This window comes from Streptomyces sp. NPDC023838, assembly GCF_040639555.1.
GTDB lineage: Bacteria > Actinomycetota > Actinomycetes > Streptomycetales > Streptomycetaceae > Streptomyces.
The window spans coordinates 22,048-36,654 of sequence record NZ_JBFAAD010000009.1; the positions used below are offsets into that span (position 1 = coordinate 22,048).

Genomic DNA, 14,607 nt, shown 5'->3' on the forward strand with positions numbered 1-14,607 from the left:
ATCGCGGACGTACGCGCGACCGAACAGCCAGGATACTGGACGGGCCGCGATTGACCCAATCCGGGCTCCGGCGGAGCCCCGGCTACCGGCCCTGCTCGTACTGCCGCAGCTGTTCCAGGTCGATCATGCTCGTGTCGAAGAGGCTGGTCTCGTCGAGCGCGGGCTGCTGCGGGTGCGCGGCCTGCTGACCGTAGTCCTGGGTGTGCTGGCCCTGGCCCTGCTGGACCTGCTGCTGGCCGTAGCCCTGCGCGTCGTAGCCGTACGGGTCCTGCTGCTGCTGGTCGTAGCCGTACTGGGCGTACTGCTGCTGGGGCTGCTGCTGGTACGCGTACGGGTCCTGCTGGGGCTGGGCCTGGGCCTGTCCGTAGCCGTACGGGTCGTAGACCTGCGCCGGGACCTGGGCCTGCTGGGGCTGGGCGGCCTGCGGCTGCGGCTGCGGTTCCGCCAGCTCGGCCAGGCCCGCGAGGTAGTCCGCGTCGCTGGTGTGGCCCCCGATGGCCCCCGCGGCGTCCTGGGCGGCCATGTGCGCGCCCAGCTCGTCGCTGGCGATCCGGCCGTGCAGGGTCTCGCGGCCCCGGCCGACCGCTTCGAGGGTCTTGGCGAGGACGGCCTCGAAGGCGCCGAGCTTGGTGTCGATGTACTCGTCCGCGCGCCGGATCAGGGTCTGCGGGTCCGAGCTGTACTCGGGGGCGTCCGCGTCGGCCTGCCCCTGCTCGTCCAGGCCGGGGCCGCGGCCGAGCAGCTTCTCGCGGCCGCGGTCGACCGAGCCGAGGGTCTTGGTGAGGACGACCTCGAAGTTGGCCAGCTTGGAGTCGACGTAGTCGTCGGCCTCCGCGCGGATCTCCTCGGCCTCGCGCTTGGCGTCGGCGAGGATGCGGTCGGCCTCGTCCTGCGACTGCCGGGCGACGGCCGTGTCGGAGATCAGCGTGCCCCGCTGGGCGTGCGCGGACTCGATGATCCGCTCGGCCTCCTGGCGAGCCTGCTCGACCAGCTGCTCGCGGCCGCCGATCAGCTCCTGGGCCTGGGCGAGGGAGCCGGGCAGGGCCTGGCGCACCTCCTCCAGGAGCGCGAGCAGCTCGGCGCGGTTGACCACGCACGAGGCCGACATGGGCATGGAGCGGGCACCGGCGACGACGTCGACGATCTCGTCCAGCTTCTTCTGCACGTCCACCGTGTGCTCGCCACTCTCTACGACTGGTTGGGAGACGGACGGGACGACTGTAAGGCCAGTCGGGGCCCGCCCGACACCAGCTGACGGGCTGTCAGCTCAGCGCTGCTCGGCGATCCGCGCGACCAGGGCGTCGTGGACGGCGGGAGGCAGCAGGTGGGAGACGTCTCCGCCCCACGCCGCGACCTCCTTGACCAGCGACGACGACAGGAAGCTGTAGGTCGGGTTGGTGGGCACGAACAGGGTCTCGACGCCAGAGAGCCCGTTGTTCATCTGGGCCATCTGAAGTTCGTAGTCGAAGTCGCTGACCGCGCGCAGGCCCTTCACGATGGCGGGGATGTCGCGCTGCTTGCAGAAGTCAACGAGGAGGCCGTGGAAGGACTCGACCTCCACGTTGCCGAAGTCGGCGGTCACCTCGCGGATCAGCTCGATCCGCTCCTCGATGGTGAACAGGCCCTTCTTCGACTGGTTGATCATCACCGCGACGTGGACCACGTCGTACAGCTTGGAGGCGCGGGCGATGATGTCGAGGTGTCCATTGGTGATGGGGTCGAACGACCCCGGACAGACGGCTCGGCGCAACTGAAGTCCCTCGCTCCCGGTCATGGTGCGTCTTCGCACGTAGAGGCGGCGCGACCGTACCAAAGCGTGCCCTCGCCGTAACGACGGGCCCGCAGTGGCTCGAACCCCTGCGGCCAGCCGAATTCCCCGCCCCTGGTGCTGCGCTCCACGGTGACCAGGCACGCGTCCGCGAGCCAGCCCTGAGTGCGGAGTGTGAGGAGGATCTCGCGAAGATCATCGTCGGTCACGGCGTACGGCGGGTCGAGAAACACCACGTCAAAGGGGGTTTCAGGGGCCGGGCCCGCAATGACCTGTTCCGCTTTTCCGTTACGTACCTCAGCGCCCGGAAGGCCCAGTACGCGCACGTTGTCGCGGACGGTCCGCACGGCTCGGGCATCCGCCTCCACGAGCAGCGCGTGCGAGGCGCCCCGGGAGAGCGCCTCCAGGCCGACCGCACCCGACCCGGCGTACAGATCCGCGACCCGGATCCCCTCCAGCGAGCCGAGCAGCGCCTCCCAGGTGGAGAAGAGGCCCTCGCGCGCGCGGTCGGAGGTGGGGCGGGTGCCGTTGCCCGGCGGTACGGCCAGGCGGCGTCCGCCGGCCCGGCCGGCGATCACGCGGGTCATCTGAGTCCTTGTCGGTGTCCGTACGTCACTGGTGTCCCCCAAGTTTCTCAGAAGCGGGCCCGGACGCCGCATCCGCGCCGGAGAGCGGCCCGTCAGCCCTTGTCCAGGTACTGCTCACGGTCCTTGTCGAGCAGCGCGTCCAGCGCCGTCCGCAGCGCGGGCAGCCGCTCCAGATCCGGGTCCTGGCTCACCACCGCCACCGCCTCCTCGCGGGCCGCCACGATCACCTCCTCGTCCTCGATGACCGCGAGCATCCGCAGCGAGGAGCGCACACCCGACTGGGCCTGGCCCAGCACATCGCCCTCGCGGCGCTGCTCCAGGTCGATCCGGGAGAGCTCGAAGCCGTCCAGGGTGGCGGCCACCGCGTTCAGCCGGGCCCTGGCCGCGCTCGCCTCCGGCATCTCGGTGACCAGCAGGCACAGGCCCGGGGCCGAGCCACGGCCGACGCGGCCGCGCAGCTGGTGCAGCTGCGAGACGCCGAACCGGTCCGCGTCCATGATCACCATCGCCGTGGCGTTCGGCACGTTCACCCCGACCTCGATGACCGTGGTCGCGACCAGTGCGTCCACCTCGCCGGCCGCGAACCGGCGCATCACGTCGTCCTTGTCGTCCGGCTGCATCCTGCCGTGCAGCACCTCGACGCGCAGGCCCTGGAGCGGGCCCGCGCGGAGCTGCTCCGCGATGTCCAGGACGGCGAGCGGCGGCCGCTTCTCCGCCTCGTCCTCCTTGGATTTCTTCTTGGCCGCCTTCTTCTCCTCCGCCTCGTCCGCGGAGTCACCGATGCGCGGACACACCACGTACGCCTGGTGGCCCTTGGTGGCCTCCTCGCGGACCCGCTCCCAGGCGCGGGCCAGGAAGTGCGGCTTGTCCTGGGCCGGGACGACATGGCTGGCGATGGGCGAGCGCCCGGCCGGGAGCTGGTCCAGGACCGAGGTCTCCAGGTCGCCGAAGACGGTCATCGCGACCGTGCGCGGAATCGGCGTGGCCGTCATCACCAGGAGATGGGGCGGCTGCTTCCCCTTGCCGCGCAGGGCGTCGCGCTGCTCCACGCCGAACCGGTGCTGCTCGTCGACCACGACCAGGCCCAGATCGTGGAATTGCACCTTGTCCTCGATCAGCGCGTGTGTGCCGATCACGATCCCCGCCTCGCCGGTCACCAGGTCCAGCAGCGCCTGGCGGCGGGCGGGCGCGCCCATCGACCCGGTGAGCAGCACGACCTTGGTACCGAGGTCGGAGCCGCCCAGCATGCCGCCCTCGGCGAGCTCGCCCATCATCTCGGTGATGGACCGGTGGTGCTGCTGGGCCAGGACCTCGGTGGGGGCGAGCATGGCGGCCTGGCCGCCGGAGTCGACCACGGCGAGCATGGCGCGCAGGGCGACCATGGTCTTGCCCGATCCCACCTCGCCCTGGAGCAGCCGGTGCATCGGGTGTTCGGTCGCCAGGTCGTCGAAGATCTCCTTGGAGACCGTGCGCTGGCCGTCGGTGAGGGTGAAGGGCAGCTTGGCGTCGAAGGCGTCGAGCAGGCCGCCGGGGGCGGGCCTGCGGGCCACGGCGGGCAGTTGCGCATCCGCGTGCCGGCGCCGGGCCAGGGCGACCTGGAGGACGAACGCCTCGTCCCACTTCAGCCGCTGGCGGGCCTGCTCCACGTCGTCCTTGGTGTGCGGGCGGTGCACCTTGAGCAGCGCCTCGGGCAGCGGGACGAAGCCCCGGCCCTCCCGCAGGGAGGGCGGCAGCGGGTCGACGGCCTCCTGGGCGCTGGGCAGCACCGCGTCGACGGCTTTGGCGATCTTCCAGGACTCCAGACCCTTGCAGGCGGGGTAGATCGGGATGAGCGCGCCCGCCCAGGAGTCCACCACCTCGGCGGAGTCGTCGCCGTCGGCGCTCAGCTTCGCGTACGTGGGGTGGGCGAGCTGGAGGCGGCGGTTGAACATCGACACCTTGCCCGCGAACATCGCGCGGCTGCCGGGCAGCAGCTCCTTGTGCGGCTTGTGGATGCCCCGGCCGAAGAAGACCAGCTGGAGGCGGCCGCTGCCGTCCGTGATGGTGATCTCCAGCCGCTGGCCGCGGCCGCCGTTGAACGTGTGCACGCGCGCGTCGGCGACCTGGGCGACGACCGTGACGTCCTCGTCCAGGGGCAGCTCGGCCAGCTTCGTCAGCTGGCCGCGCTCCTCGTACCGCCGCGGGTAGTGGTGGAGGAGGTCGCCGACCGTGTGCAGGTCGAGCTGCTCGGCCATGACCTTCGCGGTGGGGCCGCCGAGCAGCTTCTTGAGGGGTTCATCGAGCGCAGGCACGCGATCCATTGCACACCACACCACTGACATCCCGCAGGATCCCCCGGCCCCCTGTGGACAACTCACCGCGTACGGCGGCCACTCGGCGGGCCCGAACCACCCGCTACTCGACGCCGATCAGCAGCGGGGCGCTCTGGTTGCCGCCGTCGTAGACGACGGTGTCGACCGCCAGGTGGGCCTCGCGCACATGGGCCTCGATGCCGGGCGCCAGGTCCGCCGGGGTGCCGGCGGCCAGCACCAGGGTGACCAGCTCGCCGCCCGCCGCCAGCATCCGGTCCAGGACCGCCTTGGCGGTACGGGCCAGGTCCTGCCCGATCACGGCCACGTCGCCGTCGATGAGGCCCAGCACGTCCCCGGCCTGGCAGATGCCGGCCGTGGTCCACGACTGCCGCTCGGCGACGGCCAGTTCCGCGTACCGGGTGGCGCCGGCCGCCGCGGTCATCGCGACCACGTCCTCGTCGAAGCGGCGGTCGGCGGCGTGCACCGCCAGCGCGGCCAGGCCCTGGACGGCGGAGCGGGTCGGGATGAGCGCGACCCGTACGCCCTCGGCGCGCGCCTGCGCCACGGCCACGGCGGCGGTGTGGCGCAGCTCGGCGTTGTTGGGCAGCAGCACGACCTCGCGCGCGTGGGCGCGGCGGATCGCGTCGACGAGCTCGCCGCTGGCCGGGGGCTCCCCGGGCCGGGCGAGCACGGCGGTCGCCCCGGCCTCGGCGCACAGCCCGGCCAGGCCCTCGCCGGGCACGACCGCGACGACGGCCCGCTGGACCTGTTCGCGCGGCTCGGGCTGGGCCCCGAAGTGGGTGATGCGGATCCGGTACGGGCGCCCCGCCTCCACGCCCGCCTCCACGGCCGCGCCGGCGTCGTCCACGTGTACGTGGACGTTCCACAGCCCGTCGCCGCCGACGACCACCAGCGAGTCCCCGAGCGCGTCCAGACGGCCGCGCAGCCGGGCCACGGCCTCGTCGCCCGCCTCCAGGAGGTAGATCACCTCGAAGGCGGGCCCGGCGCTCTCGGCCGGGTCGGCGGGGCGCTCGGTGGGGCAGGTGTGCGGGTCGAGCGGGGGATGCGCCTCGTGCCGTACGGCCGGGGCCTCGCCGGAGAGCGCCTGCACCAGCGCCCCCAGGACCGTCACCAGTCCCCAGCCGCCCGCGTCCACGACCCCGGCGCGGCCGAGGACCGCGAGTTGGCCGGGCGTCTCCTCCAGGGCCCGCCGGGCGCCGCCGTAGGCCGCGGTGGCGATGGCCGCCGCGTCGCCGTCCGCGTCGCCGTCCGCCCCCCGGGCCGCCTCCGCCGCGGCCGTCGCCACCGTCAGGACCGTGCCCTCGACGGGGTGCGCGACCGCCTCGTACGCCGACTCGGCGGCCCGGCGCAGGGCCCCGGACAGGTCCGTGCCGCGCTCGGCGAGGACCTCGGCCATGCCGCGCAGCAGCTGGGAGAGGATCGTGCCGGAGTTGCCGCGGGCTCCGATGAGTGCGCCGTGGGCCATGGCACGTATGACGTCGGCCGTCCGCGGCACCTCGGTGTACGCGGCGAAGACCGCCTCGACCGCCTGGTGGGCGGACTCCACGGTCAGATAGAGGTTGGTGCCGGTGTCGCCGTCCGCGACGGGGTAGACGTTGACCGCGTCGATCTCCTCGCGGTCCCGCCCGAGCCCGTCCAGGGCCAGCGAGCACCAGGTGCGCACCGCGACGGCGTCGAGAGTCTGCGGCACCTGGTGTCCTCCTTGGGCGGCCGGTGAGCTGCGGGCCAGCAGCAGGGTAGACCCGGTGCCGGGCACCGGCCCGGGGTGGGGGGCGGCGGCGGTCATGGTAGTTTCGTATCTCGGGAGCAGCCGTTGTATGCTGCTTCGGTTGCCCGGCGAGAGTCGGGCCATTCCCCCGGCAAGCCACTTCAGATCTCTGATTCCGGTGCGCCGGATTTCACTGTAAGTGCATCTGAAGTCTTTGGAGTGACCCGTGGCTGCCAACTGCGACGTCTGCGGCAAGGGGCCGGGCTTCGGCAACAACATTTCGCACTCGCACCGCCGTACGTCTCGTCGCTGGAACCCGAACATCCAGCGTGTGCGTGCCGTGGTCGGTCGGACGCCGAAGCGGCTCAACGTCTGCACCTCGTGCATCAAGGCCGGCAAGGTCTCGCGCTAACGCCGACGTTTCGTCGTAGCGCAGCCTTTCCGGTTGCCCAAAAAGCCGGTCCACCTCGGTGGACCGGCTTTTTGACGTTCGCATGCGGCCGCGGGCCGGTGGTGGCTGGTCACGCCCCCCTAGTTCGTACGGAAGCGCCAGCCGTGGTCCACCGGGCCGATCCCCGCTCCCAGCGCGAAGCCCCGCGCGATCGCGCCCGTCACGTACTCCTTCGCCTGGCTCACCGCCTCCGGGACCGTGAGGCCCTTGGCCAGGCCCGACGCCACCGCCGACGCCAGTGTGCAGCCCGTGCCGTGGGTGTGGCGGTTGTCGTGGCGCGGGGCCCGGAGCCAGTGTTCCCGCGTGCCGTCGGTGAGCAGGTCGAGCGCGTCGCCCGGGAAGTGGCCGCCCTTGATCAGGGCCCAGCGGGGGCCGAAGGCGAGGATCGCCTCGGCAGCCCGCCGCATCCCGTCCTCGTCCTCGACCTGTACGCCCGTGAGCTGCGCCACTTCGTCCAGGTTGGGCGTGGCCACCGTCGCGGCCGGGAGCAGCCGGGTCCGTACCGACTCCAGCGCCTCGGCGGCCAGCAGCGCGTCGCCGTGCTTGGAGACGCCCACGGGGTCGACGACCACCGGCGCGTCCGTGCCGGACAGGAGGTCCGCCACCGTCTCCACCAGCGCGGCCGAGGAGAGCATTCCCGTCTTCACGGCCTGGACGCCGATGTCGTCGACGACCGAGCGGTACTGCGCCCGGACCGCCTCGGCGGGCAGCTCCCAGGCGCCCTGGACGCCCAGCGAGTTCTGCGCGGTCACCGCGGTGATCACGCTCATCCCGTGGACGCCCAGGGCCAGCATCGTCTTGAGGTCGGCCTGGATGCCCGCGCCGCCGCCGGAGTCGGATCCGGCGACGGTCAGCACCCGGGGCGGCGCGGTGTTCACTCGTCGTCCCCGAAGTGGTCCCAGCCGCCCTTGGCGGTCCAGGGGGCGCCGTCGACGGTGACCTGCGGCAGCGCCGAGGGGTTGAGCACCTCCCCGATGACCTTCCAGCGGGCGGGCAGCTTCACGTCCGGCGGGAAGGTCGCGACGATCGCGTGGTCCTCTCCCCCGGTCAGCACCCACTGGAGCGGGTCGACGCCGACCGCCTGGCCGATGTCGTTCATCTGCGTCGGGATGTCGATCAGACCCGAGCGCAGGTCGATACGGACCTTGCTGGCCTCCGCGATGTGCCCGAGGTCCGCCACCAGGCCGTCGCTGACGTCCGTCATGGCGGTGGCGCCGAGCCCGGCGGCCGCGGGGCCCGCGTGGTACGGCGGCTCCGGGCGGCGGTGGGCCTCCACGAACGCGCGCGGCGAGCGGAAGCCGCGCGAGAGCACCGCGTAGCCCGCCGCCGACCAGCCCAGCCAGCCGGTCACCGCGACCACGTCGCCGGGCTGCGCGCCGCCGCGCGTCACCGGCTCGTGGTTGCGCAGGTCGCCGAGGGCGGTGATGGCGACGGTGATGGTGTCACCGCGCACGACGTCGCCGCCGACCACGGCCGCCCCCGCGACCTGGCACTCGTCGCGGATCCCGTCCATCAGCTCGACCGGCCAGGTGGCCGGGAGTTCGGCCGGGACGACCAGGCCGAGCAGCAGCGCGGTGGGCACCGCGCCCATGGCGGCGATATCGGCCAAGTTCTGCGCGGCGGCCTTGCGGCCCACGTCGTACGCGGTCGACCAGTCGCGCCGGAAGTGGCGGCCCTCCAGGAGGATGTCCGTGCTCGCCACCACCCTGCGGTCGGGTGCGGTCACGACCGCGGCGTCGTCGCCGGGGCCGATCCGTACCGCGGGGGTCGAGGTGAGCCGGGAGGTCAGCTCCCTGATGAGCCCGAACTCCCCCAACTCGCCCACAGTGCCTTTCACCGTGCCACCTCTCATCCTCGTACCCCTTGGGACCCGGCGCGCTCGCGGTCGCGAGCGGTCGCCTCGGTGGGTACCGTCAACACATACGTCAACTTCTGCCGCTCGCACGCGGATGTGCGAGCGCCCGCGCCTGCGCGGTACTCCCCCGGGCGCACGGCGACGCGATACCGTGGCGTCTCTTTCTTCCCCCCTTGGGCCTCCCCGCCGTAGGGAGGGGACATGATCCTCGTGGCCGCCCTGGAGGTTCCGTGGTACAGGCGTACATCCTCATCCAGACCGAGGTGGGCAAGGCGTCGACCGTCGCCGAGACCATCGCAAAGATTCCGGGGGTGATCCAGGCCGAGGACGTCACCGGGCCGTACGACGTGATCGTGCGCGCCCAGGCGGACACGGTCGACGAGCTGGGACGCATGGTGGTCGCCAAGGTCCAGCAGGTGGACGGGATCACCCGCACCCTGACCTGCCCGGTGGTTCATCTGTAGCCCCCGCTTACCCTTGGCCGGTGACTTCCTCTCGCCGCCGGTCCCTCCTCCTGCCCGCAGCCGCCCTCGTTCTGCTGGCCGCCGCGGGCTGCTCCTCCACGGACGCGAAGGCGACGATCACGGTTCCCAGCCCCCCGAAGGAGACCGCCGCGCTCTGCGGCGCGCTGCACAAGGCGCTGCCTCAGAGGCTCGACGGGCTCAAGCGGAATGATCCCAGCCCGGCGTCGGAGCTGACCGCCGGGTGGGGCGACGACGGGATCGTACTGCGCTGCGGGATCCCCCGGCCGGAGAAGATGAACGATCCCGAGGCGGACGGGGTGACCGTGGACGGCGTCAACTGGCTCCTGGAGCAGCAGAAGGGCGCGTTCCGCTTCACCACCACGTATCGCAAGGCGTACGTCGAGGTCACGCTCAGGACGGGGTCCGGCAAGCCGGCCGGGGACATCGGGTGGCTCACGGCGCTCGCCGGGCCGGTGAAGAAGACGGTCCCGGAGAGCTTGTAGGACGCGGTTCCCCGGGCCCCGAAGGGGCGCGGGGAACCGCGCGACCAGCCACAGACGGGGCCCGCGGACGAACAGCTACCGCAGACCCGTCGACCGACGGAGAGCCGCTTCGATCAGGCGCTCCACCAGCTCCGCGTAGTCGACGCCCGTCGCCTCCCACATCCGCGGGTACATCGAGATCGGCGTGAAGCCCGGCATCGTGTTGATCTCGTTGATCACGAACTCGCCGTTCTCCTGGAGGAAGAAGTCCGCCCGGACGAGACCCTCGCAGGACGCGGCCTCGAACGCCTCCACGGCGAGCCGGCGCACCTCGGCGGTGGCCTCGGCGCCGATCGGCGCGGGCACGATCCCGTCGGCCGAGTCGATGTACTTGGCCTCGAAGTCGTAGAACGCGTGGTCGCTGACCGGCGGGATCTCGGCCGGCACACTCGCGCGCGGCCCGTCCTCGAACTCCAGGACGCCGCACTCGATCTCGCGGCCGCGCAGCAGCGACTCGACCAGGAACTTGGGGTCGTGGCGCCGCGCCTCCTCGATGGCCTCGTCCAGGCCCTCGAAGGAGTCGACCTTGGTGATGCCGAAGGAGGAGCCCGCGCGGGCCGGCTTGATGAACAGCGGCCAGCCGTGCTCGCCCGCGAACGCGGCGATCCGCTTGCGGGCGCCCTGCTCGTCCTGCTCCCACTCGCGCGGCCGGACCACCAGGTACGGGCCGACGGGCAGCCCGAACGAGGTGAACACCCGCTTCATGTAGTCCTTGTCCTGGCCGACGGCCGAGGAGAGTACGCCCGAGCCGACGTAGGGGACGCCGGAGAGCTCCAGGAGGCCCTGGAGGGTGCCGTCCTCGCCGTACGGGCCGTGCAGCACCGGGAAGACGACGTCGACCTCGCCCAGCGCCTTGGGGACCTGGCCGGGCTCGGTGTAGACGACCTCACGGTTGCCGGGGTCGACGGGGAGCACGACGCCGCCCTCGGCGGACTCGGCGAGCTCGGCCACGCTGGGCACCTTGCGGTCGGTGATGGCCATCCGCTCCGGCTCGTCGGCGGTGAGCGCCCAGCGGCCGTCCGTCGTGATGCCGATGGGCAGCACGTCGTACTTCGTACGGTCGATGGCGCGCAGCACGGCACCGGCGGTGACGACCGAGATGCCGTGCTCGGAGCTGCGGCCGCCGAACACGACGGCCACCCGCGGCTTGCGCGGCTGCTGGGTGCTCGATTCAGGGCTCTGGGGGAGGTTCTCGCTGCTCATATCGCGATGAGCGTACCCGTTCGACTCGCGGGATTCAGCGCCGCTCGGGCTTGGCGCTGCGCGACATCAGCTCCTTGAGCGCGACCACCGGCGGCTTGCCCTCGTGGACGATCCCGACGACGGTCTCGGTGATCGGCATGTCGACACCGTGCCGACGGGCCAGATCCAGCACGGACTCGCAGGACTTGACGCCCTCGGCGGTCTGACTGGTGACCGCGATGGTCTCCTGGAGGGTCATGCCGCGGCCCAGGTTGGTGCCGAAGGTGTGGTTGCGCGAGAGCGGCGAGGAGCAGGTGGCGACGAGGTCGCCGAGGCCCGCGAGCCCGGAGAAGGTCAGCGCGTCGGCGCCCATGGCGAGGCCGAGCCGGGTGGTCTCGGCGAGGCCGCGGGTGATGAGCGAGCCCTTGGCGTTGTCGCCCAGGCCCATGCCGTCGGCGATGCCGACGGCGAGCCCGATGACGTTCTTGACGGCGCCGCCCAGCTCGCAGCCGACGACGTCGGTGTTGGTGTACGGGCGGAAGTACGGGGTGTGGCAGGCGGCCTGGAGGCGCTGGGCGACGGCTTCGTCGCGGCAGGCGACCACGGCGGCGGCGGGCCGGCGCTGGGCGATCTCCTTGGCGAGGTTGGGGCCGGTGATCACGGCGACGCGGTCGGCGGAGACCTTGGCGACCTCCTCGATCACCTCGCTCATCCGCTTGGCGGTGCCGAGTTCGACGCCCTTCATCAGGGAGACGAGCACGGTGTCGGGCGCGAGCAGCGGCGTCCAGGCGGCGAGGTTGCCGCGCAGCGTCTGCGAGGGGATGGCCAGGACGGTGAAGTCGGCGCCGTCGGCGGCCTCGGCGGGGTCGGTGGTCGCCCGTACCCCGGCGGGCAGTTCGATGCCCGGCAGGTAGTCGGGGTTGGTGCGGGTGGTGTTGATGGCCTCGACGAGTTCGGGGCGGCGGCCCCAGAGGGTCACCTCGCAGCCCGCGTCGGCGAGGACCATGGCGAACGCCGTGCCCCAGGAGCCGTTGCCGAATACTGCTGCCTTGGTGGCGGCGTGCGTCACTTGGTGCCCTCCCCGGCGGCCTTGCGGCGCTGCTGCGCGCGGACTTCGCGCGGATCGTACGGCTTCGCGGGGGCGCTCTCGCCCCGGATCTCCTCCAGCTGGCGGGTGATCGCGGCCATGATGACCTCGGTCGCCTCGCGCAGCACCTCGGGGGTGGGCTCCTTGTCGTAGAAGCGCGCGAGGTCGACCGGCGGACCGGCCTTCACCTGGAGGGTCTTGCGGGGGAAGAAGCGGACCTTCTTCTCCTTGGCGTAGGGCGGCATCGCCAAGTTGGCGCCCCACTGGGCGACCGGGATGACCGGGGCCCTGGTCTGCAGCGCGGCGCGCGCGACACCGGTCTTGGCGGTCATCGGCCACATGCCGGGGTCGCGGGTGAGGGTGCCCTCGGGATAGAACGCGACGCATTCGCCGCTCTCGATCGCGTCGACGGCGGCCCGGAAGGCGCCGAACGCGTTGGAGGACTCGCGGTAGACGGGAATCTGGCCCGTGCCGCGCAGCAGGACTCCGACGACGGGCGCCTTGAAGAGCGCGGCCTTGGCGAGGAATCGGGGCACCCGTCCGGTGTTGTACTGGAAGTGCCCGTAGGAGAACATGTCGAGATACGAGTTGTGATTGACGGCGGTGATAAATCCGCCGTCCGCCGGAATGTTCTCCATTCCGTGCCAGTCCCGCTTGAAAAGCACCACCAGTGGAGGTTTGGCGATGACCGCCGCCAGGCGGTACCAGAAGCCGATTCTGCGGCGGGACACTCGAAGCACCTTCCTCTAGGACAGACCACTGTCGACGACTGCGCGACGCGCGCAGGGAGCAAGTGTCGCCCCGGCCCTCCGGTCTGTCGAGAACACCGTACGCCCCGACCGTGGGGCCACCGCTCCTGGCCGGGTGACAATGGCCCCCGTCCTGTCCAGCGGCTATCCGTTCGACCGGGCGGACGGAGACGAGAGGGAGGGGGACGCCACGAACACCGCATCACCGGCCCGCTGGTCCCTGGTCGTGCCGCTGAAGCCGTTGGCGCTGGCGAAGAGCAGGCTCGCCGCCTCCGTCGGCGCTGCGCTGCGCCCGCGGCTCGCTCTGGCGTTCGCCCTGGATACCGTGGCGGCGGCGCTCACCTGCCCGGCGGTACGGGATGTGGCGGTCGTCACGGATGATCCGCTGGCGGGCGCGGAGCTGGCCGCACTCGGCGCCCGGATCGTCGGGGACCGCCCGGCCGCGGGCCTCAACGCCGCCCTCGCGCACGGGGCGTACGCGGTACGGGCGGCGCGTCCCGGGGCTGCGGTCGCGGCCCTGAACGCGGATCTGCCCGCGCTGCGGCCGGCGGAATTGGGCCGGGTCCTGGATGCCGCCTCCGCATTTCCGCGCGCATTTCTGACCGATGCGGCCGGAATCGGGACGACATTCCTTTCGGCCGCGCCCGGGGTGGATTTGGCCCCGGCTTTCGGCGGCCCCTCGCGCGCCGCGCATTCGGCGTCGGGGGCGGCGGAAATCCTGCTGGCCGGGGTGGACTCGGTACGCCAGGACGTGGACACCGGCGCGGACCTGCGCACCGCGCTCGCCCTGGGCCCGGGCCCGGCGACGGCGGCGCTGCGGGACGCGGTGGATGTCGTACCCGGGCACTAGGCTCTCCGGTATGCAGGCGACCGCGTACACATACGACTTCGAGACCCGCAGCGGCAGTGTGCTGCTCGACGACGGCACCCCGGTGGAATTCGGGGCCGAGGCGTTCGACGCGGGCGGGCTGCGGCTGCTGCGGGTGGGCCAGCGCGTCCGGATCGAGACCGAGGGCGAGGGCGCGGCCCTGCGCATCACCCTGGTGACGCTGCAGACCTTCTGAGGGGCCGGCCCAGCACGCCGCGGGCCGGGCTCCCCGAGGGGAGCCCGGCCCGGCGCGTGAGCCGTCCGGCGGTGCCTACTTCTTGCGGGCAGTCGTCTTCTTGGCGGTGGTGGTCTTGCGCGCGGTGACCTTCTTGGCGGGCGCCTTCTTCGCGACGGTCTTCTTCGCGGGCGCGGTCTTGGCCGTCGCCTTCTTGGCGGTGGTGGCCTTCTTCGCCGGGGCCGCCTTCTTCGCGGTCGCGGTGGTCTTCTTGGCGGTGGTGGCCTTCTTCGCCGCCGTGGTCTTCTTCACGGCCGCCGTGGTCTTCTTGGCGGTCGTCTTCTTCGCCGTGGTCTTCTTGGCGGCGGTCGCCTTCTTCGCGGCGGTGGCCTTCTTCGCCGCGGCCTTCTTGACCGTGCTCCGGGTGGAGGTGCCACCGGAAAGGCTGCCCTTGGGCGCCTTCTTCACCGCGACCTCGTCACCCTTGGGGAGCTTCTTCGAGCCGCTGACCAGGTCCTTGAAGCCCTGACCCGCACGGAAGCGCGGAACCGAGGTCTTCTTGACCCGCACGCGCTCACCCGTCTGCGGGTTGCGGGCGTAACGGGCCGGCCGGTCGACCTTCTCGAACGAACCGAAACCGGTGACCGAGACACGGTCGCCGGCGACGACGGCCCGGACGACCGCGTCCAGCACCGCGTCCACGGCGTCCGCGGCCTGCTGTCGGCCGCCGAGCTTGTCGGCAATCGCTTCTACGAGCTGCGCCTTGTTCACGTCTTCCCCTTCGGAGACATTGCCGGAACGAATCTGTTCTGGCTTTTTCGCACGTTAGGCAGATATATACCGCAAATCAAACACGAAA

The 14,607-nt window shown here is 71.9% G+C and carries 16 protein-coding genes; 5 read left to right on the forward strand and 11 right to left on the reverse strand.

Features of this window, described 5'->3' with window-relative positions; translation table 11 throughout:
* Positions 1-82: 82 nt before the first annotated feature.
* The 5 genes from AB0G17_RS13895 to AB0G17_RS13915 form a co-directional block, all read right to left on the reverse strand.
* Positions 83-1,171, reverse strand: coding sequence for a cell division initiation protein (locus tag AB0G17_RS13895; RefSeq protein WP_361380685.1), 1,089 nt, complete (start codon positions 1,169-1,171; stop codon positions 83-85).
* 96 nt (positions 1,172-1,267) lie between these two features.
* Positions 1,268-1,750, reverse strand: a complete 483-nt coding sequence (coaD, locus tag AB0G17_RS13900) for a pantetheine-phosphate adenylyltransferase (protein ID WP_361381173.1) — start codon at positions 1,748-1,750, stop codon at positions 1,268-1,270.
* Positions 1,751-1,770: 20 nt separating this feature from the next.
* A complete protein-coding gene (rsmD, locus tag AB0G17_RS13905) occupies positions 1,771-2,355 on the reverse strand; it encodes a 16S rRNA (guanine(966)-N(2))-methyltransferase RsmD (RefSeq protein ID WP_361380688.1) in 585 nt (194 codons plus the stop codon).
* A 92-nt stretch (positions 2,356-2,447) separates the two neighbouring features.
* Entirely contained in the window at positions 2,448-4,655 is a 2,208-nt protein-coding gene (gene recG, locus AB0G17_RS13910) for an ATP-dependent DNA helicase RecG (RefSeq protein WP_361380691.1), read from the reverse strand.
* Between the two features lie 94 nt (positions 4,656-4,749).
* Positions 4,750-6,357: a DAK2 domain-containing protein gene (locus tag AB0G17_RS13915; RefSeq protein ID WP_361381176.1), complete on the reverse strand. Its 1,608-nt coding sequence runs from the start codon at positions 6,355-6,357 to the stop codon at positions 4,750-4,752.
* Between the two features lie 244 nt (positions 6,358-6,601).
* Between AB0G17_RS13915 and rpmB the strand changes: the two genes are divergently transcribed.
* Complete coding sequence (rpmB, locus tag AB0G17_RS13920; RefSeq protein WP_003957616.1) at positions 6,602-6,787, forward strand: 50S ribosomal protein L28; 186 nt, start codon at positions 6,602-6,604, stop codon at positions 6,785-6,787.
* A 119-nt stretch (positions 6,788-6,906) separates the two neighbouring features.
* Here rpmB and thiD read toward each other — a convergent pair whose 3' ends face one another.
* Together thiD and AB0G17_RS13930 are read right to left on the reverse strand one after the other, a co-directional pair.
* Positions 6,907-7,704, reverse strand: coding sequence for a bifunctional hydroxymethylpyrimidine kinase/phosphomethylpyrimidine kinase (thiD, locus tag AB0G17_RS13925; protein WP_361380694.1), 798 nt, complete (start codon positions 7,702-7,704; stop codon positions 6,907-6,909).
* A complete protein-coding gene (locus AB0G17_RS13930) occupies positions 7,701-8,663 on the reverse strand; it encodes a thiamine-phosphate kinase (protein ID WP_361380697.1) in 963 nt (320 codons plus the stop codon). Before AB0G17_RS13930 ends, thiD begins: the two co-directional genes overlap by 4 nt.
* A gap of 248 nt (positions 8,664-8,911) precedes the next feature.
* On the opposite strand from AB0G17_RS13930, the gene AB0G17_RS13935 reads away from it, so the two are divergent.
* Together AB0G17_RS13935 and AB0G17_RS13940 are read left to right on the forward strand one after the other, a co-directional pair.
* Positions 8,912-9,145: an Lrp/AsnC ligand binding domain-containing protein gene (locus tag AB0G17_RS13935; protein ID WP_064070330.1), complete on the forward strand. Its 234-nt coding sequence runs from the start codon at positions 8,912-8,914 to the stop codon at positions 9,143-9,145.
* 20 nt (positions 9,146-9,165) lie between these two features.
* Positions 9,166-9,648 (forward strand): DUF3515 domain-containing protein, encoded by a 483-nt coding sequence (locus tag AB0G17_RS13940; protein ID WP_361380701.1) that lies wholly within the window; start codon positions 9,166-9,168, stop codon positions 9,646-9,648.
* A 75-nt stretch (positions 9,649-9,723) separates the two neighbouring features.
* Here the strand turns inward: AB0G17_RS13940 and AB0G17_RS13945 are convergent, their stop codons facing one another.
* Genes AB0G17_RS13945 through AB0G17_RS13955 form a run of 3 tightly spaced genes read right to left on the reverse strand, consistent with a single transcriptional unit; the run spans position 9,724 to position 12,687 of the window.
* Positions 9,724-10,890, reverse strand: coding sequence for a D-alanine--D-alanine ligase family protein (locus tag AB0G17_RS13945; protein ID WP_361380704.1), 1,167 nt, complete (start codon positions 10,888-10,890; stop codon positions 9,724-9,726).
* Positions 10,891-10,924: 34 nt separating this feature from the next.
* Complete coding sequence (locus AB0G17_RS13950) at positions 10,925-11,938, reverse strand: NAD(P)H-dependent glycerol-3-phosphate dehydrogenase (protein ID WP_361380706.1); 1,014 nt, start codon at positions 11,936-11,938, stop codon at positions 10,925-10,927.
* The gene (locus tag AB0G17_RS13955; RefSeq protein ID WP_361380709.1) at positions 11,935-12,687 is read right to left on the reverse strand and encodes a lysophospholipid acyltransferase family protein; all 753 of its coding nucleotides are present in this window, start codon (positions 12,685-12,687) and stop codon (positions 11,935-11,937) included. The genes AB0G17_RS13950 and AB0G17_RS13955 overlap by 4 nt, the downstream gene beginning before the upstream one ends.
* Positions 12,688-12,826: 139 nt before the next feature.
* Between AB0G17_RS13955 and cofC the strand changes: the two genes are divergently transcribed.
* Together cofC and AB0G17_RS13965 are read left to right on the forward strand one after the other, a co-directional pair.
* Entirely contained in the window at positions 12,827-13,555 is a 729-nt protein-coding gene (cofC, locus tag AB0G17_RS13960) for a 2-phospho-L-lactate guanylyltransferase (protein ID WP_361381179.1), read from the forward strand.
* A 10-nt stretch (positions 13,556-13,565) separates the two neighbouring features.
* Positions 13,566-13,769, forward strand: a complete 204-nt coding sequence (locus AB0G17_RS13965; protein ID WP_361380712.1) for a hypothetical protein — start codon at positions 13,566-13,568, stop codon at positions 13,767-13,769.
* 75 nt (positions 13,770-13,844) lie between these two features.
* On the opposite strand, the gene AB0G17_RS13970 is transcribed toward AB0G17_RS13965, so the two are convergent.
* The gene (locus AB0G17_RS13970; RefSeq protein WP_361380715.1) at positions 13,845-14,519 is read right to left on the reverse strand and encodes an HU family DNA-binding protein; all 675 of its coding nucleotides are present in this window, start codon (positions 14,517-14,519) and stop codon (positions 13,845-13,847) included.
* Positions 14,520-14,607 lie beyond the last annotated feature (88 nt).